Origin of the sequence: Lactiplantibacillus paraplantarum (assembly GCF_003641145.1) — a bacterium.
GTDB classification, from domain to species: Bacteria; Bacillota; Bacilli; order Lactobacillales; family Lactobacillaceae; genus Lactiplantibacillus; species Lactiplantibacillus paraplantarum.
On record NZ_CP032744.1, the window covers coordinates 1,186,320 to 1,209,560 of the forward strand.

The following is a 23,241-nucleotide window of genomic DNA, read 5'->3' on the forward strand; positions in this document are numbered from 1 at the left end:
TAATCATGTATAAATCTGGTATAAAGGTAGCAGTGGGGATTTTATGGGGGAAAGTAAAATGGAGACAACACGGGTACTTATCTACGATTTAGTACGTAAATTAGTTTTAACAGACGAACGTTATCATGATGGGGTGACGGCGATGGTCGTTGCAACGCATCTTGACATGCAGCGAACGAATGTCAGTGCTGCCTTGAATGGCTTAGTTCGTGAGCAAAAGTTGATTAAAACTAAAACACGACCAGTGCGGTTTTTACTCGCCGTATCAGATGTCCAGAAGCCATTTCTTAACTTAGTTGGCCATTTGGGGAGCTTGCAGCAGGCAATCAAGTTAGCTAATGCGGCTGTTTTATATCCGAACGGTCCGTTGAATATTCACGTTGCAGCAAATAGTGGTGTTGGTAGCACGACGTTTGTACATGAAATTCAAAACTTTGCATGGCAGCAAGGAATCCCAGCAGCGGATGGTGCCACAGTAGTTATTAAATGTCGGGACTACGCGGATGATAGCCAACAACTTGACCGTCAACTATTTGGTGATCAAGCCGACCTTGAAAGCAGTTGCTGGGGAAAGGCTCAGGGTGGTATTGTTGTGATCGATCATTATGAATATTTAGCTGGTCCCCAGCGAGCGAAGCTGACGACCGCTTTGGAGGCCGTTAAGAACCTTAAGCGGCCGCCATTAATTATTCTCATTAGTGGGTTGACGCAACAAGTGATGACCATGCCTCAATTGATGGTCAAGATTGAGTTACCAGATTTTAAAGAGCGACCGTGGTCAGAACGATGGGCGTTGATTCGACACTTCTTAACCATAGAGGCGCAACAATCTAAGCGGACGATCCGGGTAACGTTACCTGCCGCACGGGCACTCATATTGGCAACTTACGATCAAAATCTGAAAGCATTGAAAACAATAATCACAATGGCTTGTGCCCAGGCCTATGTCCGGTTTATGGGTGATACTGACCGGGAAGTTCGGATTTACCTAGCAGATCTAGCACTGAGCGTTCAGCGGGCCTTGGCACATGAGCGCGAATATCAACGAGAATTGACGACGGTCTTTGAGTCGGCTGACTTATTGATGACATTTGACATAGCGTCAAATGTAGACCGCAGTAGATTTAGAAAAATGCCAAAGGTCAACCAACGGCAATTGGATTCTGGCACACACCCAGCAGTAGTAGAAGCATCACCATCAGTAAATACTCAAGCACGGTCTATCAAGAGCCGCGATACTTTACCGCAGTCAGTGACTAATGTGGAAAGATTAGCTAAAATCGTATCACCGGACATTATAAAAATTGTGACGGCCTGGCAACCAGATTGTGAACGATTACTAGGTCGACCTTTATCCGCGAGTGTCTTTAATGGACTGTGCTTACATATTAATGGGTTGTATCGGCACATGCCGGCGTCAGAACAAGCGACAAACGAGTCGCATTTACAGCAACAGTACGTGGTAGAATATGAGGCTGCCGTTAAACTAGCACAAATTTTGGCGACAAAACTAGCGCTGACTATTTCAGTGGCCGAAGTTAGTTTACTAGCAACCTTTTTAGTAGCTCAAGCACCAACCACTAGTCGGCATCCAGTTGTTCTATATGTTATGCATGGTGAGGGGACGGCACAAGCCTTGATGCGAACAACTAATATACTCAGTCAAGTGGACAATACCTATGCTTATGATATCGATTTAGCAGCTCATAGTAAGCATGTGATGCAAGCGTTGAGTCGTAAAATCTGTGAGATCGATGATGGTGCCGGCGTGTTAGTTATTTATGATATGGGGTCTATTAAGTGGATGCTAGCTGCGATTCAGGCTAAAACAAAGGTTAAAATTCGGATGATTCAAATGCCAGTTACTTTAGTTGGCCTAGAGGCGGCCCGTAAAAGTGCCCGTGTAACGGACTTAGATGATGTTTATCATCTTGTCACGCTGGCATTACAGCAGTTGACTGCCGAAAAGACGACCAAAGATGAATTGATCATTACCCTTTGTCATAGTGGTGAAGGTGGGGCGGCACAAATAAAGGATTATATTGATCAATATTCACGACTACAGATGCGCGTCAAGTCATTGGCGGTCGGAACTCGAGATGAGTTAGTGGCGACCGTGTTGCGATTGCAACAAGTTTATCAGATTCACGCGTTTGTTGGTACTTTTGATCCCCAGTTATTTGGCATTCCGTTCATTCCGATGACCATGATTTTTGAGCATTCCCATCAGCAGTTGGATCAGGTGCTGATGTTTCAACCGGTGTCCGGGCGGTGGGGCGCGTATAATCAAATTTATCGATATTTTAAAGCACAGCTAGAACATGCTGAAGTTACAAAGCTGCAGCGTGTTTTACCGCCGCTTATGGATGAACTGACAACTTTGTACCAATTAACTGAAGATCAGCAAATTGGATTATTTGTTCACTTAGGAAGTATGATTGAGCGTATTTTGGCAGGCAAAGTTGTTGCAGCTACGGAACAAACACGCCAGCTATTGGCCAAGTATCCAGAAGATTATCAACGGCTACGGCAGTGTTTACGACCAGTTGAACAGACATTTAAATTGATTGTGAACGATGAGATGGTGGCTACTTTGCTCATTATTTTAAAACAGTTGTGTTAATCGGTCGGGACAGTTGCTTACGATGGGCAGACTGAGTATTAGTCGAATGGTGTTGGTGATTTGATATTGGTGGTTACATTCAGTCACAGGGTTGCTAGTCATTGGCTATTGATAATGAATAAGTACGCATGATGCTAGTTAATTTGTTATGAATCATGATTCATGCATGCCAGTTAGTTGGCTTACGATTCGTCAGCATATGCGCGTCCGATGCCGACCTCCGGGGCTGGGCGCCAATTGCTGGAACGTAGCCGACGTCGATTTGAGCTAACGCCTAACCCGCGTCATCTCAAATACGAGTCTTATTCTAAACCGGAAGAAATTCGCTTCCAGCTAAGAATAATTTGGCTACTGAGCATTGTCACCCAGCCCCTCCAGTCTAAAAGCCTGTGCGGAGCCACGAGTTGAAGTCGAGCATGGATTAATGCGGTCTCGTTGGCGTAGCAGACACAGGCTTCGGTAGGCCGCTCAAATGGCGGATAGACAATTACGCTCCTTGGTACAATTGATTGTGGAATAGTTGTTGTGTGGAACTTTTACCTAACCATGGCGTTAAGTGGCGGACTTCTATAGCGTAGCTACCCGGAAGTTCCAGTCTGACCCGAATACGTTTCGACAGTATTGCCTTGAAGCCGGCGTGGAACGCGTTAATTAAATGATTTTTCGCCAAATTGCACGGTTTTCAGTGGGACTCGGCTGATAGACTTTAAACTTAGAAATAGCCATTTTTAATCATGATTCATACTAAATAATAACTAGCACAATGCATAATAAGTATTCAATCAAATGCGTTTGATTAACGACCTAAATAGTCGCTTCAAGAAGTTGTAAATTCTTGAAGCGACTATTTAGGTTTTACGATTGTACTAATTGTCAAAGCCAACTGGTAGACACACACTTATCATTCGGTGAGATTAGCAGGCACTACTCGGTGATCAATAATTTGTTGTTCGAGCTGCAATAGATTATCAGACATGCGTCCGAGTAACAAAGTTTGGCTAAAGGTTCGTAGTAACCAATGATGCCGTTGTGGCTGATAGCTATCAATCTCTTCTAAAAATGTCACCGTCGTTTGTGCGCCTTTAGCCGTTGTTAAATAGGTCACGGTCACGGTGTCTAGCGGTGAAATAGCTGTCATCTGGTACTTAATGCCGCGCTGGTAATCGTCAATCATAATTTTGAGTTGAGCAGCCGATTTGGTAGTCGACTTAGTGTAAGTGAGTCCTTTCTTGATTGACGTTGCGGCCAGCACTTGCCCAGTGGCAGTCTGAATTTCAGCAAGTAATTGTTTTTCTAACCAGTTATAGAATTCTGTGCTCGTAACGTTAAGCGTTCGAATAATTTGCATGGCTTGATTATAGCGAGACTTTTTGACTAGTTCAAGCCTGAAAAAAATGAGTTAAAAACAACATGCTATACACTTGCCAAACTAGCTATACACATTGAAAAAAACAATCATTAAACCTATACACTAAAGGTGATTAATACGGTTAGTGGTTTGATTCGCCCACTATGGCGTTGATTTTTAAAGAATAACGTTAATTACTAGGAGTTAAATTTATACACAAGGCTATGTAAGCGCTTTTGTAGTTGCCGTTGAAACTTGTTACGATGTGGTTGTCGACAAATATAGAAAGTAGGTAACCGGATGATGACTCAAAACGATAATTCAGCAATTCAAGATATTGCGATGGCAATGATTGCCTATTCTGGTGAGGGACGGACGTTGGCTTTTAACGCCTTAGATGCCATGCATCGTGACGACTATCTAGAAGCACAAGCATTATTAAAACAATCTAGTGAAGCGTTGGTGAAAGCCCATGATGTTCAAACCAAACTGCTTGTAGCCGAAGCAAATGGTCAGCAGGTCACCATCAATATCTTATTGATCCATTCTCAGGATCATTTCATGACAAGCCTGTTAGCCAATGAGTTAATTGCGGAGATATTAAAGGTGTATCACAAGTTTGAAGGGATGGTCATATCATGAAATCAATGAACATATTATTAGTTTGTGCGGGTGGCATGTCAACCAGTATTTTAATGAAAAAATTGCAACAATATCGTGATGAACATGGTGCGACGGGACAAATCAAAGCCGTTGGTCTATCAGCCTATGAAGATGTCTATCAAGACTATGATGTTATTTTAATGGGCCCCCAAGTGGCGTATCGACAAAGTGAAGTGCAGACGGCCACCGGGTTGCCAGTTGCTGCGATTCCACCACTCGATTATGCGGTTGGGGATAGCGCACATATTTTTGAGCTAGCGGCCAGTCTTGTGCAATGACCAGTTGAGTGAGCATATGGAGGTGAAGAACCATGGAACGTTTTTTTAATAGTAAATTGATGATTGGTTTGCAACGTGCTGGTCAGGGACTTGGCAATAATAAGTTTATCACGGCATTGCAAGCAGCAATGATGTCATTAATGGGAATTCTAATGGTTGGTGCGATTTTTCAGATTGCGATGTCAGTGCTGGGACCGACCATGTTTGGCGTGTTATCTGCAAAGAGTATCTTATTAGCATATTTAAAAATTCCATTTCAGTTTTCAATGAATTCAATGTCAATCTGGGTCGTTTTATTCCTAGGTTTTCATTATGCCAAAAATTTAAAAATGACGGCCCCAATCATGAATGCAATCGATGCGTTATTTGGGTTTTGGATCGTTGCGGGTGGACTGCTTGTCAGTAAGACTGGAACCATCAGCATTGATACGACTTATTTAGGCGCGCAGGGGATGTTTATTGGCTTTGTCGTAGTTTGGATTTCGGTGCGAGTTGAGAAGTTGTGCACGGACAAAAATATTCGTATTAATATGCCTGACGCAGTACCACAATTTTTACAAGACGGTTTTGCTTCAATTGTGCCGTTACTATTTAACGCGGTGATCTTTTTGAGTGCCTCGTTGCTAGTCACAATTGGCACGGCTGGCAAATACAATATCTGTTCAGGTTTTATGGAATTACTGGCGATTCCACTGAGTGCGTTAACGTCCACAGTTGGCATTTTTGTCCTCTGTATTTTGGGAGCTTTGCTTTGGACCTTTGGAATCCATGGCACGATGATTCTAGTGCCAATTGTGATGCCACTAGTGATTCAGGCCGTTTCTGAAAATGCTGCGTTGCAGGCTGCTGGCAAACCTGTTGTATTTGCACCAGTGATGCTATTTTCATTTATGGCGGTAGCTGGTGGAACCGGTAATACGTTGCCGCTAGCGTTAATGGCGATGCGGTCTAAATCTAAGCAATTAAGTGCAGTTGGCAAGCTGTCAGTGATTCCTGGATGGTTTAAAATTAATGAACCGATGACTTTTGGTATCCCAATCATGTATAACCCAATTATGAGTATTCCGTTTGTCTTAAATATCCCGGTCGTAATGCTCTGTGCACTGATTCTGTATAAAATTGGCTTTTTAACACCCGGTTGGATTGTCATTACTGCCATTTTATCAATGGGGTTTGGAAGTTATTTAAGTACATTGAGTTGGCGTAATGCGCTGACTGACTATTTAATGTTGATTCCGTCAGCTTTAATCTGGTATCCGTTTTTTAAGGTTTATGAGAAGCAATTGATTGCTAAAGAAGCGGCAGTCGCAGCGCAAGAAAAGCAAACTGTGACTCAAAATGAAATTAAGGCGTCTATTCAAGAAGACGATGTCGACATTGAAGGTGAGGTGTAAGTATGCGATTTCCAACTAATTTTTATTGGGGTGGGGCCACTGCTGCCAACCAGTGTGAAGGCGCTTATGATGTTGATGGCCGGGGCCTGACCTTGAAAGACGTTACCACGATAGGGGGACTGAAAAAACGCCGGCAAGTGACTTATTTGCAAGCTGACGGTACTCCTGGAAAAGGTCTTGCAATTCCTGACGGTGCACATGGAGCGGTATTGCCAAATGAATATTATCCTAATCAAACCGGTATTGATTTTTACCATCGTTATCAAGAAGATATTGCGCTATTCGCGAAGATGGGTTTCAAAATGTACCGTATGTCAATTTCGTGGTCACGAATTTTTCCACGGGGTGACGAGGAAGAGCCCAATCAAGCTGGCCTTGATTTTTATCGCCGCGTGTTCGAGACGTTGAAAGCCCATGGAATTGAGCCGTTAGTAACCATTTCACATTTTGATATGCCCCTACACTTGGAAACGGTTTACGGTGGTTGGAATGATCGCCGGATGATCGCTTTTTATCAACACTATGCGGAAACATTATTTACAACGTACCGTGGGCTAGTCAAGCATTGGATCACCTTTAATGAAATCAACAATACAATTATGTTTTTGGCGCTACGTTCTCAAACTAGTGCTGCCGACTATCAACGGGCTTATCAGCAGTTACATTACCAATTCGTAGCTAGTGCTTTGGTAGTGAAGCGGGCTCACGCGATTGATCCTGAAAATCAAGTTGGTTGTATGATTTGTGGAATCACGTCGTATCCGTTAACTTGTGACCCGGCAGACGTCTTAAAGAATCGGTATGCTTGGGAACAAAACATCTATTACTGTGGTGATGTGCAGTGTCAGGGGCAGTATCCAACGTATGCTCAGCGCTTATGGGATGAATACCAAGTTGATTTAGACATGACGGCGACTGACCTAGAAATTCTTAAGGCTGGCACGGTTGACTGGTATACATTCTCCTATTATATGTCGACAGCGATTACGACCCATGAAATTACCTCAGCGGTTGGTGGCAACTTTTCGATAGGCGCCCGGAATCCGTATTTGCAATATTCTGAATGGGAGTGGGCCGATGACCCAGATGGCTTACAGTACTATTTGGAATTGATGAATGATCGGTATCATTTGCCACTAATGATTGTTGAAAATGGCTTGGGTGCCAAAGATCAACTAACAGCTGATGGTCAAATTCATGATCAGTATCGAATTAGTTACATGCGTAAGCACATTCAAGCGATGGCAACGGCGATTCAACATGGCGTTAACTTGATTGGCTACACCAGTTGGGGGTGTATCGACTTGGTTTCCGCGGGTACGGGTCAGATGTCCAAACGATATGGATTAATTTATGTGGACCGTCAAGATGATGGCAGTGGGACGTTAGCACGAATTCCCAAAGACTCCTTTTATTGGTATCAACGGGTCATTGCGTCGAATGGTCAAGCTTTAGAGTAACCAGGATCGCGATAGCTATGACCAATCAACAGTCTTCATCAATATCAGATGAAGACTGTTTTGGGTGGTGTCGTAAGCTGATCAGTCGAACGAGACAAAATAAAAGGATGCTGATGCCAAGGATTGGCAGTGTCCAGGAACCTAGTGTCAAAATCAAGCGAGGGGCAAGCAGGTTGCCAATGACAGTGCTGGTATCAATGATTGTCAGTACCCACATCATCAATGTATTACGATCAACCGTGGTCGCTTGCTGGATGGTGGTGAAAAAAGAAATATTGGCTTGTCCGCGCAATAGGCCAATCAAGAACATGGTGAACATGAGGCTGCTTAGGTGGGCCACATGAAGATTAAGCAGCCGCCAGTTAATGCGGTTAAGGTTAATAGTGATTGCTGAGACCACTGTTTTAGTAAGAGCGGTGCACATAAAATACCGGCCGCATTGGCAGTCAAAAACCAGCTGAGTTGCCAGTGGCCGTGTAACTTACTGACGACTAACCAAGGAATTGCAACGGCAATGGTAGCGTCGACCAAGTAACCAAGGACGGCGTAAACCAATGACCAGGTAGGACGTTGAAGTCGGCCGTTAGCCTTAATTGTCGCCGAGGATGATGAAGTTGTGTCGTGCGTCCGGAATTGCCAATCGAAGCCAGCTGAGATTAAAAAGGCCACGCCCATGACTAAAATCAGTGTGGTTGGTCGTTGCATGATTAACGTTGACGATTGGTCTTGCACGGACGGTTGCTTGGTGATGACGGATAAATAAATGGCCGAAGCCGGACATCATAGTTACACTAATGGCACCCATCGTTAACCAGATAAGTTGTTGAACACTGATTTTCAAAATGACATCCCTCACAAGAATAATTTTAATGGCTTTAGTTTACTCAGCAAACGAACGTTTGTTTATCAAAATTGTGTAAACGTTGCATATTATTTTCGTAAAACTTTCAGAAGCCTATTAAGACGATGATAGTGTCCGGATTAGATAATGGGTCGCAAGCCGTAAAGCTAACGTCAGCCATAACCGTCAAATCAATTTTCTGAGTCAGGCTAATGCATACTTGACCATTTTTTAGTCAACTAAAAAACCGCCGTTAAGCAATCAGCTTAACGACGATTTCAGTTTAATTATTGTAAGCTCGCGACCTTAGCCACGATTTTAGCGGGCGTTTCCCATTCAGAACGTTCAAATTCGGAAACGGGTACTTCAATTCCGAGTTGGTTTTGAAGTTCTAGTAACAATTGTACGGAGCCCATAGAATCTAAAATACCTTCATCAAATAAGTTAGCGTCCATATTGCTTGAAACATCTTCCCCAGTTAAATCTTGCAAGATCGATAGTACTGTTGCTTTAACATCATCCATGATCAAAATACGCCCCTTATCATTATTATGGATCAATCAATGTTATTTTAGCATAGTTTCAATTTGAATGATGGTTAATCAGGTGTATTAATGAAATCTTTACCTGATCAAATATTAAAATTAGCGTGAATCAAATCAGTTAGAATTTTAATTCCCTGTTCAAAACGTGCGCTAGACTCATAAGAAAAGCTCAGGCGAATATACTGATTCGGCTGAAAATCGTAAATGCTCCCTGGGTTAAAGAGCACGTTATTAGCGGTAGCGAGGTCGAATAACTTGGGAATATTAATACTGTCTGCTAAGCGTACCCAGAGATAAAAGCCCCCGGTTGGCGTCTCCCACGTGGCAAAGTCGTCCCAATAATGGTGAAGGATTTGTTCCGCGATAGCTGCTTTTTTAGCAAGTACAGATCGGAAATTTGCTTGATATGTTTCATATTCAGGATCAGCTAAGATTTCTGCCAGTACTAACTGGGATAGTGAACTGGCACCATAATCAGTTTGCATGCGGACGTCGGTTAAACGCTCGATGACTGGTTTAGCAGCAACAGTCCAGCCGATTCGTAATCCCGGCGCTAGCGACTTTGAGATACTACCGAAGTAAATCACGTTACCGGTCTTGTCTAGGGCCTTCAACGGACGAGGCGGTTGTTGAGTGAACCAGACATCTTGATAAGCCGCATCTTCTAAGATCGGGAGTCGGTGTTCTTGTGCGATCTGTAGAACTTGCTGACGCCGTTCAGCACTCATGACGATACCCGTGGGATTGTTAAATGTTGGAATCGTGTAAAGAATTGCGTGTTCGCCTTGAGCGGGCGCAGCCATCTGCCAGTAAGCTAAGCCTTGATTATCCATGGGAATGCCGGCTAAATGAGTGTGAGCGGACTGAAAGACATGTAACGATTTGACGTAAGTTGGGGCTTCCGTATAGATCGTGGCGTCTTTTGGAAACAATGACATTGAGACTAATTGCAAGGCTTGCAATGATCCAGAAGTAATCAAAATGTTTTCAGGATGCGTGTGAATGCCGACTTTTTCTAAATGTCGTGCGATTTGTTGTCGTAAAGCTAAGATGCCAGCGGGCTCGGTATAATTTAGACTCGTCAGTTGGTCACCTAAATGGGCAAAAGCGCGTTGGAAGAGTGGGCGTGGAAATTGTTCTGGTGCGGGCTCCCCAGTGCTCAAACGAATAACAGCATCCGTTTCAAATTGGTTGATTTTCTGGAGTGCGTGTGAATTTGGCTTGAATTGACCGGCCTTAACATATTGTAACCAGTTGACATGTTCGGCTAGTAAGCTGGACCAATGATTACCAGAAACGACCATGCCAGAACCCGGATTGCTTGTAATTAAGCCGACCGCCATTAATTCGTCTAGCGCGGTAATAAGCGTACTGCGATTAACGCCAAATTGTTCAGCTAATTTGCGTTGGGCGGGTAACTTAGCCCCGACCGACCAGTTACCCTTGGCGATTTGTTCCTGAAAATAATTGGTGATTTGTTGGTAAATTGGCGTGGCAGCCTGCTTATCCGGTTGCCATTTAATAGTTATAAGTGCCATAACTGAAACCTCCTGAGTGCCTATGAAAGCGAATTAAGACGGTGTTATCAAAATAATTAAAAAGATACCAATCGCGGGTGGTTGGGTAAAAAATAGCAAATTGGTTGGCTACAAATGAAATTATCTCTATTATAATCATCTCTGAAATAAAAGCTAGTCGGAGATGACCAATGGATTAATCAATAATTGGTTGGTAAAATGATTTAATTGGCTGGTATCAAGGAGGTCAAAAGCATGCAAGTGTTTTTACAAGGTTTATTATTTGGGATTGTCTACATTGCACCGATTGGGATGCAAAATCTATTCGTGGTTTCAACAGCGATCGAACAACCCTTACAACGGGCGCTGCGGGTGGCTCTAATTGTAATTGCGTTTGATACGTCACTGTCACTGGCTTGTTTTTACGGCGTGGGTAAGTTATTACAGGCGACGCCTTGGCTAGAGTTAGGGGTACTACTTATTGGTAGTTTACTTGTCTTTTACATTGGCTGGAACCTATTGCGTCAAAAGGAGGCGACCATGGGCACGCTCGATGTTGACTTTTCGTATAAGGCAGCGATTTTGACCGCTTTTTCGGTAGCCTGGCTCAACCCACAGGCACTGATTGATGGTTCCGTGTTGTTGGCGGCTTTTCGGGTATCCATTCCTGCCGCACTGACCCATTTCTTTATGCTAGGGGTTATTCTGGCGTCAATTATTTGGTTTATCGGTCTGACAAGCTTGGTTAGTAAGTTTAAACATCTCATGCGGCCGCGCGTTTTACTCTGTATTAATCGGCTTTGTGGTTTGATCATCATTTTATACGGTGTTAAGTTGCTGGCGACGTTCATCACTAAAATATAGTTGCGGTTGCCCCAGACAATCGGTATGCTAGTCGTATTGGACTTTTTATGAGAGGGACGATATGCATGAAAATTGCTGGTTTTGGGGTGGAAGCCTGGCTGAACGCCCATGAGCGAGAAGCAACCACCGATATTAGTCAAAGCTCAATTGCGGCTTTAACTATGGCAGAAATCGCAGCTTTAGACGACCAACAAGCACCACAGGATTTTTATCAAGAACTAGGAGCAGCGCGGCTAGATTATGGTTGGATCGAAGGTTCGCCAGAATTCAAGCAGCTGGTTAGTCAGTTGTATCATCAAGTGCCGGCCGATAATGTTTTACAAACTAATGGTGCCACTGGGGCGAATCATTTGGCGATTTATAGTTTGGTGGAACCCGGCGATCATGTGATTGCACTGTATCCGAGTTATCAGCAGCTGTATGATATTCCCAAGTCGTTAGGCGCCACCGTTGATTATTGGCATATCCATGAGTCGGCAGACTGGTTACCAGATATTGCGGAATTAAAACGGTTGATTCGGCCTGAGACGAAGATGATTTTACTCAATAACGCCATTAATCCGACGGGCAGTCTATTAGATCAAGCGTTATTGGAACAAGTGGTCACATTAGCCCGGTCAGTTGACGCCTATGTCTTAGCTGATGAGGTTTATGAGCCGTTAGACGAGACGCCCTTTGTCTCAATTGCTGATTTGTACGAACGTGGTATTGCGGTTAATAGCTTGTCAAAGACTTATTCCGCACCTGGTATCCGGATTGGCTGGACGGCGACGCCTAGCCGAGCCATTGCGGATATATTTCGCAAGTACCGGGACTATACCATGATCTGCGGGGGCGTGTTGAATGACCAACTAGCGGTTCGGATCCTGACACATCGGGCAGAAGTGCTAACTCGTAATCGGCAAATCGTGAGTCGTAACTTAAAAATCTTAACAGATTGGGTGACTAAGGAGCCCCGTGTCGAGCTGATTGCACCACATGGCATCTCGGTCTCATGCATTAAATTAGACTTGCCAATTGATGATGAAACATTTTGCCGGCAATTGCTCAAGGATACCGGCGTCTTGTTAGTGCCGGGATCCCGCTTTGACTTACCGGGACATGCACGTTTAGGCTACTGCACGGATACGACCACTTTACGACGCGGCTTGGATTTGTTGGGACGGTATTTACGGCGTTTCGATTAGCGGCTGATTGTTGGGTGAGCAGATGAATTCACGTTACGTGGCTGCTAAATAATTATACAAACTGGTCTAAGCGCATTTTCCCGATAATCGCGGAAAATGTGCTTTTTGAAGTTCTGCGCGTAGTTTGCCAAGTGAATATTTGCTATAATGTATTCATTACATGATTTGGGGAGGTTTCGCGAGATGAAAAAGTCTGAGCGCCAAGCAGTTATCGAGCAATTGATTAGTGAATATCCGATCGCTACCCAGGAAGAGTTAATGGCCAAGCTAAAAGCGGAGGGCATTGCTGCGACGCAAGCGACGATTTCGCGCGATATCCGGGAGATGCAGATCGTTAAGACGCCGGATGAACACGGTCAGACGCGCTATGCGATTTTTAAAGCCGCTAACAAAAATGAACAAGATCGGTTATTCGAAACGCTACACGATGTTGTGACCAGTATTGACCGAGTCGAGTTTATGAATATTATTCATACGCTGCCTAGTAACGGTAATTTATTAGCTGCGATTATCGATGATTTGAAGTTACCAGAAGTCAGTGGGACCTTGGCGGGACATGATACGATCTTTATCGTGAGTCCCAACACCACGGTAGCCAAGCAGCTGCATGAATCATTTGCAAGTCACATTGCCAGTGAAGACTGACCTGAAATAATCGGTCTAATTGGTTGCGTCAGCTCATGGGTCACGGTATGATAGTTACCACTAAAAGAGGTGTGAAATAATGAAGTATACGAAGAAACGGGCGCCTCGAAAGAATCAGAAACAACGCGATGCGACCTTTGATAAGTTTAAGCAACAACAAAATGAATTAAATGCCAATCGTCGGGGTGTCCGACGTAAATAATGGTTAAACAAGCTAGCTTTCAGAAATGTCTCACGGACGTCTTGAAAGCTTTTTTTGTTAGCAATTGTTTCACTGCCAGCGATGAATGGTTACAATTGAGAAATGATTGGATTGTTGAAGTTTTTTTCAAGGTTATGGCCAATTACTGAGCGCAGGAAAATTTATGATACAATTGTAAAAGCTAACAAGTAACGCGGACGTCGTGACAGGTCGTCGGCTGAACAAGGGGAAGATTATGCAAAGAAATGGTTTTTGGGCCACGATCAAAGACGGCTTGCGAGTCATTGGCAATTGGTTAGCACCATATTGGCAGCGATTTGCCGCCGTGGTGGGTTATCAATGGCACCGGCGGCAAATAACGCGGTGGTTAATTGTACTCATCTTGACCGTCATCCTAATTGGGAGTGCCTATTTAACATATGAAGCCAAAACGGCCAAAGTTGGTAATTTACAGGCGGAATTGGAAAAGACAACTGAAATCTATGATAAGGACAGTAAAAAAGCTGGTTCACTATATTCGCAAAAGGGAACCTACGTTCATTTGAGTAGTATTTCGAAAAACTTACAGAACGCGGTCATTTCTACCGAAGACCGAAATTTTTACAAAGAGCATGGTTTTTCAGTTAAGGGGATCGGCCGGGCGTTTGCCTTGTTGGTCGTCAATAAGCTTTTGGGTCGCGATTACATTAGTGGTGGCGGGAGCACACTAACGCAACAATTGGTCAAGAATGCCTACTTAACGCAACAACAAACTTTTTCACGTAAGTTACGCGAAATCTTTTTGGCGATTGAGACCGAAAACGTTTATTCTAAGGGCCAAATACTGGCGATGTATTTGAATAATGCCTACTTTGGACATGGTGTGTGGGGGGCCGAAGATGCATCTGAACGGTACTTTGGTGTCCATGCTTCGGAGTTGTCAATTGATCAAGCGGCGACTTTAGCGGGCATGCTAAGTTCACCAAGTGGCTATGACCCAATCAATCATCCTAAAGCCTCAACGGCGCGACGTAACGTGGTATTAAACAACATGGTCAACAATAATAAGTTGTCGAAAAGTGAATACAATATTTATTCACAAAAGGCGATGACGTTGGCGAATAATTATCATTATGAAAGTGGTTATAATTATCCATATTACTTTGATGCGGTGATCGATGAAGCGATTAATAAGTATGGGTTAACGGAATCTGACATCATGAACCGAGGGTATAAAATTTATACTTCACTCGATCAAGATGACCAGACACAAATGCAAGATTCTTTTAAGAATAGTACGCTATTTCCAGCCAATGCGGATGATGGTACGAAGGTCCAGGGAGCCTCAATCGCGGTTGATCCGTCGACAGGTGGGGTCTTGGCCGTAGTCGGCGGCCGTGGCAAACACGTCTTTCGGGGCTTCAATCGTGCGACTCAGATCAAGCGGCAGCCAGGTTCGACCATCAAACCACTGGCAGTATACACGCCGGCATTACAAAATGGGTATACGTATGATTCGGATCTCTCTAATAAGAAGCAAACCTTTGGAGCTAATAAGTATGCGCCCAAAAACTATGATAATGTCTATAGTAAATCAGTCCCAATGTATACTGCACTATCTCAAAGTATGAACATTCCAGCGGTCTGGTTGTTGAACAAAATCGGTGTTAACAAAGGGTATCAATCCGTGAAGAAGTTTGGCTTACCCGTTACCAAGTCGGATGATAACTTAGCGTTAGCTCTGGGTGGTTTGACAACCGGGGTATCACCCGCTCAGATGACCAGTGCTTATACGGCGTTTGCCAATGGTGGCAAGAAGACCACGGCCCATTTTATTACCAAGATCGTGGATGCTAGTGGGAATGTCGTTGTCGACAATACAAAGACCAAGACGAAGAAAATGATGTCAGCAAGTGTTGCTAAAGAAATGACAAGTATGATGCTAGGCACGTACAACAGTGGGACTGGGGCTGCTGCTAAGCCGTATGGTTACTCGGTTGCTGGTAAGACTGGGAGTACGCAGGCCGATTACAGTACTGGTTCAGGAACTAAGGATCAGTGGATGATTGCCTATACACCAGATATTGTGGTGACAACTTGGATCGGATTTGATACAACGAATAGTACCCATTATTTGAAGAGTTTATCTGAAAATCAGTTATCGTCGCTATTCAAGAATGAATTACAAAACATTTTACCTAATACGAATAACACGAGCTTTGGGACGAAGGATGCCGCCACATTGGCAACTGAATCTGATAGTAACGATTCGGACAGCTCGGACAGTGGCTCATCAGTTTGGGATAACGTTGAGAAGGGTGCTAACGCAGTCAAAGACAAGGCTAAAGATTGGTTCTCCAAGGCGAAGAGCTTCCTTGGCAACTAGTAAAGCTAGCTTCTGAACGTACTAATGCTATTCAAGTTCAGTTAAAAATGCTAAAATAATGACGACACATACTTCGAGGAGGAACTCACGATGGCCGTAAACATTTACGATACTGCAAATCAGTTAGAACAAGAATTACGTCAGACTAAAGAATTCAAGGAATTGAAGGTCGCCTATGACACGATGAAGACCAATGACAGTGCCTTTTCACTGTTTAAGGATTTTCAAGAAGTGCAGATGCAATTATCACAAAAGCAAATGAATGGCGAAGAGTTGACGGATGACGAAGTTCAAAAAGCCCATGATTTAGCCGATAAGGTTGGTAACGTTGACGAAATTAAATCGTTAATGGGTAAAGAACGTAACCTGAACCAGTTGATGAATGATTTGAATCAAATCATTACCAAACCAGTTCAAGAATTATACCAGAACTAAGTAAATTAAAAGTCGAGGGGCAATGACGGAATCTGTTCCGTGATTGCCCCTTTTTTGGTGGAGGATATCATGAAATTTCTACACGCGGCAGATTTACATTTAGATACACCGTTCCGCGGATTAAGCGGTTTAACGCCAGCGTTAAGAGAACAATTAGTGACGGCACCATTAAGGGCACTCACGCGATTAGTTGATTTAGCGGTGACCGAGCGGGTCGATTTTGTTTTGCTTGTTGGCGATTTGTTTGATCAGCAGGGCCAAAGTGTTCAGGCCCAAGCTGCATTGATGGCAGCGCTCGAACGATTAAATACGGCGGCGATTCCCGTAATCTTATCGTTTGGTAATCATGATTTTCAAGCTGATCTGGGGCGGTGGCATTTCCCAGCTAACGTACACGTCTTTGGTTCGCAGGTGACCACGGTCACATTAACGACGGTGGCGCAAGAACGTGTGGCTATCAGTGGTTTTAGTTATGCCCAACGATGGGTGACGACTGATCCAATCGCTGATTATCCCGTTAAAACGGCTACCGTTGATTATGAAATTGGCACCTTACATGGTCAGATTGGTGTGGCTGGCGACCACTACGCCCCGTTCAATGTTGGTGAACTACTAACGAAGCGTTATGATTATTGGGCGCTCGGACATATTCATCAGCGTCAAACGCTTAATTCGCAGCCACCAGTCGTGTATCCTGGCAACTTACAGGGCCGCCATCGCGGTGAAACTGGGGCCAAGGGTTGCCTGATTGTGGATAGTCAGGCCGATCAGACATTACAACCGGTATTTCATACTTTAACTGATATTGAATGGGCAGACTGGACGCCGAATATCACTAGTCAAGAAACCATCACTCGTTCAGATCTAGTTCACCAGTTGGCGGATCAGCTAACATTGTCCATGAATACGGGCTTAAAATTAGTAACGATTACTTTGCCGGCGAGTCTCCGCTTGAATGCGACGGTAGAATTGGCTCTAAATCAAGGTGCCATCCTAGCCCAATTACAGGAACAAGCGGGCGAACATTGGTGGCCCGTGGCGATTGAACAAGCGACGATCACTGAAGCGACACCATTGTTTGGGATTAACGCGGCGACTTGGCAACAAGTTGGCGATAAGGTCGTGACTGATCAAGCAGTTGCCGAACTTGCGGGGAAGCTCCTGGACGAAGACTTTTTGAATACAGCCTTACTAGAAGATATGTCATCCGCTGCTTGGCAGCAACAAGTGGTGCGGCTCTTAAATGATCAGTATCACCTAACGATGGGGGTGAGCGACGATGCAGATTAAACGGCTTGAAATTGCGGGTTTTGGTAAGTTTCAACAACGCCAATTTGAGTTTGGTGACGGCCTACAAGTGATTTATGGGTTAAATGAAAGTGGCAAATCGACGTTGCGAGCTTTTATTCTCGGGATGTTATTTGGTTTTCCATCCCGTCGCTATCCGCTTGAGCGTCGTGAGCCACAAGGCACTAATCAGTATGGTGGCACGATGGACTTAATTGTTGATGAGACAAATTACCGGTTGACCCGTTTAGGCGATGAGCCCGCTACCTTGATGAATGTGGGAACGCAGACGATGCAGCCACTGACGTTACTTGATAAGTGGTTGGCACCTTATGATCGTGATCAGTATTTACGATTATTTACGTTTAACCAAGCCGAACTGACGGAACTTAAAACATTACGAGCCAGTGATTTAAACGTACAGTTGCAACAAGTCGGGTTGGTGGGTAGTGCACCATGGCGAGAAACGGCGGCAACGTTACGGGCGGATGCGGAGGCGCTATATAAACCGCGGGGACGTAAACCAACGTTAAATCAGGCCTTGCAACGTTACCGGTTGTTGATGACACAAGTCAAGACGGCCAAGCAACGCTATCCAGAATATGAGGCGCTACAAAATCAATTACTAGATTTGCAGGCACAGCAGATGAGTAGTAAACGTGATTTAACTAAGTTGGATCAACGACAACAACGGCTGGCTAATTTGCGTAATCAGTGGCCAGTTTATCAGCAGTTGCAACAACTGCAGGCAACTGTTGCAAACAACACGTTGACAGTGCCAGTTATGACACAGTACCGACAGTTAATCCAAAAACGGACCGAATTACAACACACGTTGGCTAGTGCCCGCCAGCAACTCAGTCAGCAGCCAGTTGATACACAGTCCCAAGGGCTAGTTGGTTTTTACGTCCAACATCAGGAACAGTTTGACCAATTAGAAGCACAGTTGCCCACGCTACAGCAGGCCTTAGGTCAGTATCAAACGTTAGCCCAGCAGGGGACGACCCTCAAAGCTGATTTTCAGGCACAAAGTAATGCGCATCCTGAACTTTTAGGTTGCTTATCGCCGCACAAACAAGCAGCAATCGCAACTTTAAAACAAACGTTGGCAACGACGGCAAACACGCGCAGTCAACGACCAGCACCCACGAGTTCGACGTTTGATTGGCGACTAGTCGGTGGTGCGGTGGGAATCATAGCCGGACTGTTGTTACCGTTAGGCGGTTTTAAGTGGGTTCTAGTCTTAGTGGGAGCAGCCTTATTTGGTTGGTTTGGTCTGACACGCGGTCAAGCAAAGCCGGCCCAGGAAAGCGATCAATTATCGGAGCAGCTAGTCGCAGCCGGGTTAGCACCGGATTTAACCGCCAGCGAAGCCCTACAACAGTTGGAACTGGTGGCGGCGCTACAACGAGCACAAGCAGCGGTAACAACTGCTGACCAGTCGCTCGCAACGCAGGCGACCAAACTCTGGCAAATGATTCAAGCTTATCAGTTTGCGGCGGGGTGGATTCCCGTTGATCAGGATCATTTGACGACGAGTGTTACCCGCATTGCCCAATTCTATGAGCAAGTTCATCAAGTGATGCAAAAGCAAACTATGGCGGGGCCTGATTTTGCCTTTGTTCAGCGCCAAGTGCAGCAATTGACGACGCAAGTTCGGGACCTGAGTGAACAGTTGCAGACGTTAGCGACAACGAATGGTTTAGCGGATGTGGCGGCGCTAACACAGGCTGTTAGTGATTCTGAAACACAAATGACGAATGCTACGAGTGCGGAACAGTTGCAGCGGCAACTTAGCACAGCTGAGTTGGCGGCGTTGAAGCAGTATGCAACGCTGGAAACACTGCAAGCAGCGATTACCGAATTGCGCCAGCAACGCAACCAAGCAGCTCAGCGACTCACTCAATTAGCGGCGGATATTGTCACGGCGCAAACGCAGCTTCAACGATTAACGGCTGATGGCCAGTATGCGACTTTGCGTCAACAACAGGCAGATTTGCAAACGGAAATCACAGTTATGGCGCGCCAGTGGGTGACTCGGCAGCTGGGTGCGAACTGGATCGATACGGCATTACGGGCATTGACGCAACAGCAGTTACCGACTGTTTTAGCCGCGGCAACCACGATTTTCGCGCAATTAACGACACAGCGGTATAATAAGATTGACTTAGATGGTGATGAAATGGTTGTTAAGACGGCGACCACGCAGTTCATGGTTGCTGAGCTTTCGACGGCAACTAAGGAACAATTATACCTAGCTTTGCGATTGGCGTTAATCAATCATTTGGGTGCCGAAGCGCAATTACCATTAATGATTGATGATGGGTTAGTAAACTTTGATGATCAACGTAAACAGGCCACTTGGCAAGTCTTAACTCAGGTTGCACGTCACCACCAAGTACTCTACTTTACAAATGAGACGGCGGCACTGACGCAACTGAAGACAGCAACCGTACAGCAGTTAACCTAGGGGGGATAATATGGCAAAAAAATTATTTGATTATCAACTGGATGAAACCGTGGATGGGTATTTCTTGTTAAAGGATTCAGAAGTGCGAATAGCTAAAAATGGTAAAAAGTTTTTAGCCATTAATTTTCAGGATACTTCCGGCGAGATTTCTGGCAAGTTTTGGGATGCAAGCGATACGGATGTCGAAAACTTTCAGGCTGGTCGGGTCGTTCATCTGAAAGGTAAACGCGAAAACTATCAGGGTAATCCGCAAATCAAGATTCAACAAATGCGGCTCACTCATAGTGGCGAACCGCAAGAAGTGCAACAGTTTGTTGAGCACGCGCCACTGAAGACCGACACGATGGCGGATGAGATCAATCAGTTTGTCTTTGAAATTACCGAACCTAACTGGAATCGAATCGTTCGTCACATGCTAACGACATTTCATGACCGGTTCTTCAGCTATCCGGCGGCGAAGAAAAATCACCACGCGTTCGCCGGTGGCCTGGCCTATCACACATTATCAATTTTACGCTTAGCCAAGGCGGTCGCTGATCAGTATCCTCACGTTAACCGGGCCTTACTGTACGCCGGGGCGATTTTGCACGATATGGGTAAGACGATTGAAATGTCGGGACCGGTCTCGACGACTTATACGTTGGCAGGGAACTTGGTCGGTCACATTGTCCTGATTGATGAGCAAATCGTGGAAACTTGTCAACAGTTGAAAATTGACGAGCAGTCGGAATCGGTATTAGTCTTGCGGCATACGATTCTCGCACATCATGGTTTGTTAGAATATGGGTCACCGGTTCGGCCTCATATTATGGAAGCTGAAATCTTACATGACTTAGACGAGTTGGACGCGTCAATTCAAATGATGCAAACTTCACTTGGCCACGCCGAACCGGGCACGTATACGGAGCGGATCTTTGCCATGGATGGTCGTAACTTTTACCGGCCAACTGGTGATCAAACGAAGGGCGAATTGCCAGACGAACAAAATTAACTTAATTCCCACGCATTGTGCTGGTTATTATTTGTCATGAATCATGATTAAAAATAGCCATTTAGTTGGCTTACTATTCGTCATTATATGCGCGTCCGATCCGACCTCCGGGGCTGGGTGCCAATTGCTGGAACGCAGCCGACGTCGATTTGAGCTCACGCAGAAGCCCACTGCGCAATCTCAAATACGAGTCTTATTCTAAGCCGGAAGCAGGTCACTTCCAGCTAAGAATAATTTGGCTACTGAGCATTGTCACCCAGCCCCTCCGGTCTAAAAGCCTGTGAGGGGCCACGGCTTTGGGCCTAGCCAACGCAGGCTTCAGTGGCACCGAGCATGTTTCGGTGCCATTCGAATGGCTGATAAACGATCACGCTGCTTAATACAATTGATTGTGGAATAGTTGTTGTGTGGAACTTTTAGCTAACCATGGTGTTAGTCTAAGTCAGTTGTTTGAAACGCTTAATTATTAGCATGGTAACTAAAAACCGAATAGCTGATTGCAGCTTAAGCTGTTGCTGTATATGAAACAACGACTAGTTTAATTAAAGTTGAGTCCATCAATAACTGCATTCAAACACGATCCCGGCTGGAAGGTATTTCTGACAATGCTCAGTGATTTAAGAGTGTGCGGTTCAGACGGGTGGGATTGAGGATTAGCCTAGCTAGGGCGTTAAGCGGCGGGCTTCCGCTTGGCGTCATAGCGTCCCTAACCGGAAGTCTCAGTCTGACCCGCACACGTTTCGTCAATATGGCATTAGGGCGTGGAAGACCAGTATTTGAGACGTGGACTTCGGCTCAAATCTGTGTCCACCACGTTCCAGCAATTGGCAGGAATGCCTGAAAGCCGGCGTAGAACGCGCTAATCAAGTGATTTTTCGTTAAATGTACGATTTTCGGCGGACTCAGCTAGTAGCTTTTAAACTTAGAAATGGCTATTTTTAATCGTGATTCATACTAAACAATAACTAGTACAATGTGTAATTTCCATTCGTAAAAAGGACTGCTAATCAATTAATTTGGCAGTTCTTTTTGTTATGGTGAGCAATCATAGTATTAAAAACCGTTCAACCATTGGAAATACCAGCTGGGTTGAACGGTTTTTAATGCTTTATGAAATCGTTGATGATTGTGCCAGATCGGCTTCTAACTGGGTTAAGAAGATCGTCACCAAGTCTTTTTCTACCTTATTCAGTGAATGCTCAGCCGGAAAGGCAATGAAGTAATTCAGCGACATTAGTGCTTGGGGCAGGGGTAAGATGTTATAACGCTCCGGATCAGGTGGCGTATGGACACTGTCTGGTAAAAAGGTAACACCCAATCCAGCGGTGGCGAGTTTGGTGATGGTGGCGGTATTCGTGCTCTCAATCACGATATTCGGTGTCACGCTGTGCTTTTGTAATAAATAGTCAACTTGGCGTCGAATCGATGACCCGTGGGGCGACAAGACTAGCGGCGCTTGTAGCAGGTCGTTAAGCAGTAACGCCCCCGGGTTAATGAAGGGCTGATGTGGTTGGTACCATTTAACGGTGTTCGGGATAATCGCGTAGTAACCGTCACGCCCACGATCATAGCTTTCAAGTCCCGGCGCGATGGTTTCAGGATTCTGACCAATCCAAAAGTCCAGCTCACCGTGTAGCACCCGTTGTTCATTGCGAGCTGCGATATCTTCCGTTAATTCGATTTTGGTGGTTGGGTGAACCTTCAAAAAAGCAGGTAAGAATAAGGGTAATAAGTAATAGCCGAGACTAGATAAGACGCCCAGCCGAATCACTTGTTGGTTGGCATGCGTGTATTGCCTAATTTGTTTATTAAAGTGATCCTTCTCGTTTTCAAGTGCCGTCAAATATTGATAATAAGTGCGCCCAGCCGTGGTCAGGCGCAGCGGGGTAACCTCACGATTGATAATGGTGATGCCCAGTTCCTTTTCAACGTTGCGAATGCTTTGGGTGAGGTAGGGTTGTGAAATGTAGAGATCTTTGGCCGCTCGGGTAAAGTTGCCATGTTTGAGCAACACATCTAAGAACCGTCGCATTTCGCTGGAATCTGATTTTGGCATGAAGAACCTTCCTCTCGCATTGTGATTAGGTGAGTATTTGTTTGATTTCTGATTTGGTCATGTTGAGTTA

Annotated in this window: 19 protein-coding genes and 1 pseudogene; 15 read left to right on the forward strand and 5 right to left on the reverse strand. The window is 44.9% G+C overall.

Annotated features, from left to right (window positions below; all coding sequences use genetic code 11):
• The first annotated feature begins 58 nt into the window (after positions 1-58).
• Positions 59-2,623 carry a PRD domain-containing protein gene (locus LP667_RS05705; RefSeq protein WP_056988378.1) on the forward strand — a complete coding sequence of 855 codons (2,565 nt, stop codon included), beginning with the start codon at positions 59-61 and terminating at the stop codon, positions 2,621-2,623.
• A 901-nt stretch (positions 2,624-3,524) separates the two neighbouring features.
• On the opposite strand, the gene LP667_RS05715 is transcribed toward LP667_RS05705, so the two are convergent.
• Positions 3,525-3,971, reverse strand: a complete 447-nt coding sequence (locus LP667_RS05715; RefSeq protein ID WP_021731367.1) for a DUF3284 domain-containing protein — start codon at positions 3,969-3,971, stop codon at positions 3,525-3,527.
• Between the two features lie 300 nt (positions 3,972-4,271).
• Between LP667_RS05715 and LP667_RS05720 the strand changes: the two genes are divergently transcribed.
• Genes LP667_RS05720 through LP667_RS05735 form a run of 4 tightly spaced genes read left to right on the forward strand, consistent with a single transcriptional unit; the run spans position 4,272 to position 7,766 of the window.
• Entirely contained in the window at positions 4,272-4,613 is a 342-nt protein-coding gene (locus LP667_RS05720) for a PTS lactose/cellobiose transporter subunit IIA (RefSeq protein ID WP_225428787.1), read from the forward strand.
• The gene (locus tag LP667_RS05725; RefSeq protein WP_021731369.1) at positions 4,610-4,912 is read left to right on the forward strand and encodes a PTS sugar transporter subunit IIB; all 303 of its coding nucleotides are present in this window, start codon (positions 4,610-4,612) and stop codon (positions 4,910-4,912) included. Before LP667_RS05720 ends, LP667_RS05725 begins: the two co-directional genes overlap by 4 nt.
• 32 nt (positions 4,913-4,944) lie before the next feature.
• A complete protein-coding gene (locus LP667_RS05730; protein ID WP_021731370.1) occupies positions 4,945-6,306 on the forward strand; it encodes a PTS sugar transporter subunit IIC in 1,362 nt (453 codons plus the stop codon).
• Positions 6,307-6,308: 2 nt separating this feature from the next.
• Positions 6,309-7,766: a glycoside hydrolase family 1 protein gene (locus LP667_RS05735; RefSeq protein ID WP_021731371.1), complete on the forward strand. Its 1,458-nt coding sequence runs from the start codon at positions 6,309-6,311 to the stop codon at positions 7,764-7,766.
• Between the two features lie 327 nt (positions 7,767-8,093).
• Here LP667_RS05735 and LP667_RS16995 read toward each other — a convergent pair whose 3' ends face one another.
• The 3 genes from LP667_RS16995 to LP667_RS05750 form a co-directional block, all read right to left on the reverse strand.
• The gene (locus tag LP667_RS16995) at positions 8,094-8,471 is read right to left on the reverse strand and encodes a hypothetical protein (protein WP_225366504.1); all 378 of its coding nucleotides are present in this window, start codon (positions 8,469-8,471) and stop codon (positions 8,094-8,096) included.
• 423 nt (positions 8,472-8,894) lie between these two features.
• Positions 8,895-9,137 (reverse strand): D-alanine--poly(phosphoribitol) ligase subunit DltC, encoded by a 243-nt coding sequence (gene dltC / locus LP667_RS05745; RefSeq protein WP_080235664.1) that lies wholly within the window; start codon positions 9,135-9,137, stop codon positions 8,895-8,897.
• Between the two features lie 101 nt (positions 9,138-9,238).
• Entirely contained in the window at positions 9,239-10,690 is a 1,452-nt protein-coding gene (locus LP667_RS05750; protein WP_021731374.1) for an aminotransferase-like domain-containing protein, read from the reverse strand.
• A gap of 234 nt (positions 10,691-10,924) precedes the next feature.
• Here LP667_RS05750 and LP667_RS05755 point away from each other — a divergent pair, with 234 nt between their 5' ends.
• The 10 genes and pseudogenes from LP667_RS05755 to LP667_RS17335 all read left to right on the forward strand — a co-directional run bounded on the left by LP667_RS05755 (position 10,925) and on the right by LP667_RS17335 (position 22,057).
• On the forward strand, positions 10,925-11,533 hold the full coding sequence (locus tag LP667_RS05755; RefSeq protein WP_021731375.1) for a LysE/ArgO family amino acid transporter: 609 nt from the start codon (positions 10,925-10,927) through the stop codon (positions 11,531-11,533).
• Positions 11,534-11,598: 65 nt separating this feature from the next.
• Positions 11,599-12,720 (forward strand): aminotransferase, encoded by a 1,122-nt coding sequence (locus LP667_RS05760; RefSeq protein ID WP_033610338.1) that lies wholly within the window; start codon positions 11,599-11,601, stop codon positions 12,718-12,720.
• Between the two features lie 183 nt (positions 12,721-12,903).
• Positions 12,904-13,365, forward strand: a complete 462-nt coding sequence (gene argR, locus LP667_RS05765) for an arginine repressor (protein WP_021731377.1) — start codon at positions 12,904-12,906, stop codon at positions 13,363-13,365.
• Positions 13,366-13,444: 79 nt separating this feature from the next.
• Entirely contained in the window at positions 13,445-13,567 is a 123-nt protein-coding gene (locus tag LP667_RS17225) for a hypothetical protein (protein WP_003643109.1), read from the forward strand.
• Between the two features lie 235 nt (positions 13,568-13,802).
• Positions 13,803-15,932 carry a transglycosylase domain-containing protein gene (locus tag LP667_RS05775; protein ID WP_056988379.1) on the forward strand — a complete coding sequence of 710 codons (2,130 nt, stop codon included), beginning with the start codon at positions 13,803-13,805 and terminating at the stop codon, positions 15,930-15,932.
• Positions 15,933-16,022: 90 nt separating this feature from the next.
• Entirely contained in the window at positions 16,023-16,367 is a 345-nt protein-coding gene (locus LP667_RS05780; RefSeq protein ID WP_003643106.1) for a YlbF/YmcA family competence regulator, read from the forward strand.
• A gap of 69 nt (positions 16,368-16,436) precedes the next feature.
• Entirely contained in the window at positions 16,437-17,657 is a 1,221-nt protein-coding gene (locus tag LP667_RS05785) for a metallophosphoesterase family protein (protein WP_021731380.1), read from the forward strand.
• Positions 17,647-20,124 (forward strand): ATP-binding protein, encoded by a 2,478-nt coding sequence (locus tag LP667_RS05790; protein WP_021731381.1) that lies wholly within the window; start codon positions 17,647-17,649, stop codon positions 20,122-20,124. The genes LP667_RS05785 and LP667_RS05790 overlap by 11 nt, the downstream gene beginning before the upstream one ends.
• Before the next feature lie 10 nt (positions 20,125-20,134).
• Entirely contained in the window at positions 20,135-21,115 is a 981-nt protein-coding gene (locus LP667_RS05795; RefSeq protein ID WP_021731382.1) for a 3'-5' exoribonuclease YhaM family protein, read from the forward strand.
• Between the two features lie 761 nt (positions 21,116-21,876).
• Positions 21,877-22,057: pseudogene (locus LP667_RS17335) on the forward strand (hypothetical protein).
• A 166-nt stretch (positions 22,058-22,223) separates the two neighbouring features.
• On the opposite strand, the gene LP667_RS05810 reads toward LP667_RS17335, so the two are convergent.
• Positions 22,224-23,171, reverse strand: coding sequence for a LysR family transcriptional regulator (locus LP667_RS05810; protein ID WP_021731383.1), 948 nt, complete (start codon positions 23,169-23,171; stop codon positions 22,224-22,226).
• Between the last annotated feature and the right edge of the window lie 70 nt (positions 23,172-23,241).

What these genes read in the sequence shown, in the direction of transcription:
- LP667_RS05705 (WP_056988378.1), top strand. Translation starts at nt 59, where the DNA reads ATGGAGACAACACGGGTACTTATCTACGATTTAGTACGTAAATTAGTT.
- LP667_RS05715 (WP_021731367.1), bottom strand. Translation starts at nt 3,971, where the DNA reads ATGCAAATTATTCGAACGCTTAACGTTACGAGCACAGAATTCTATAAC.
- LP667_RS05720 (WP_225428787.1), top strand. Translation starts at nt 4,272, where the DNA reads ATGATGACTCAAAACGATAATTCAGCAATTCAAGATATTGCGATGGCA.
- LP667_RS05725 (WP_021731369.1), top strand. Translation starts at nt 4,610, where the DNA reads ATGAAATCAATGAACATATTATTAGTTTGTGCGGGTGGCATGTCAACC.
- LP667_RS05730 (WP_021731370.1), top strand. Translation starts at nt 4,945, where the DNA reads ATGGAACGTTTTTTTAATAGTAAATTGATGATTGGTTTGCAACGTGCT.
- LP667_RS05735 (WP_021731371.1), top strand. Translation starts at nt 6,309, where the DNA reads ATGCGATTTCCAACTAATTTTTATTGGGGTGGGGCCACTGCTGCCAAC.
- LP667_RS16995 (WP_225366504.1), bottom strand. Translation starts at nt 8,471, where the DNA reads ATGCAACGACCAACCACACTGATTTTAGTCATGGGCGTGGCCTTTTTA.
- LP667_RS05750 (WP_021731374.1), bottom strand. Translation starts at nt 10,690, where the DNA reads ATGGCACTTATAACTATTAAATGGCAACCGGATAAGCAGGCTGCCACG.
- LP667_RS05755 (WP_021731375.1), top strand. Translation starts at nt 10,925, where the DNA reads ATGCAAGTGTTTTTACAAGGTTTATTATTTGGGATTGTCTACATTGCA.
- LP667_RS05760 (WP_033610338.1), top strand. Translation starts at nt 11,599, where the DNA reads ATGAAAATTGCTGGTTTTGGGGTGGAAGCCTGGCTGAACGCCCATGAG.
- argR (WP_021731377.1), top strand. Translation starts at nt 12,904, where the DNA reads ATGAAAAAGTCTGAGCGCCAAGCAGTTATCGAGCAATTGATTAGTGAA.
- LP667_RS17225 (WP_003643109.1), top strand. Translation starts at nt 13,445, where the DNA reads ATGAAGTATACGAAGAAACGGGCGCCTCGAAAGAATCAGAAACAACGC.
- LP667_RS05775 (WP_056988379.1), top strand. Translation starts at nt 13,803, where the DNA reads ATGCAAAGAAATGGTTTTTGGGCCACGATCAAAGACGGCTTGCGAGTC.
- LP667_RS05780 (WP_003643106.1), top strand. Translation starts at nt 16,023, where the DNA reads ATGGCCGTAAACATTTACGATACTGCAAATCAGTTAGAACAAGAATTA.
- LP667_RS05785 (WP_021731380.1), top strand. Translation starts at nt 16,437, where the DNA reads ATGAAATTTCTACACGCGGCAGATTTACATTTAGATACACCGTTCCGC.
- LP667_RS05790 (WP_021731381.1), top strand. Translation starts at nt 17,647, where the DNA reads ATGCAGATTAAACGGCTTGAAATTGCGGGTTTTGGTAAGTTTCAACAA.
- LP667_RS05795 (WP_021731382.1), top strand. Translation starts at nt 20,135, where the DNA reads ATGGCAAAAAAATTATTTGATTATCAACTGGATGAAACCGTGGATGGG.
- LP667_RS05810 (WP_021731383.1), bottom strand. Translation starts at nt 23,171, where the DNA reads ATGCCAAAATCAGATTCCAGCGAAATGCGACGGTTCTTAGATGTGTTG.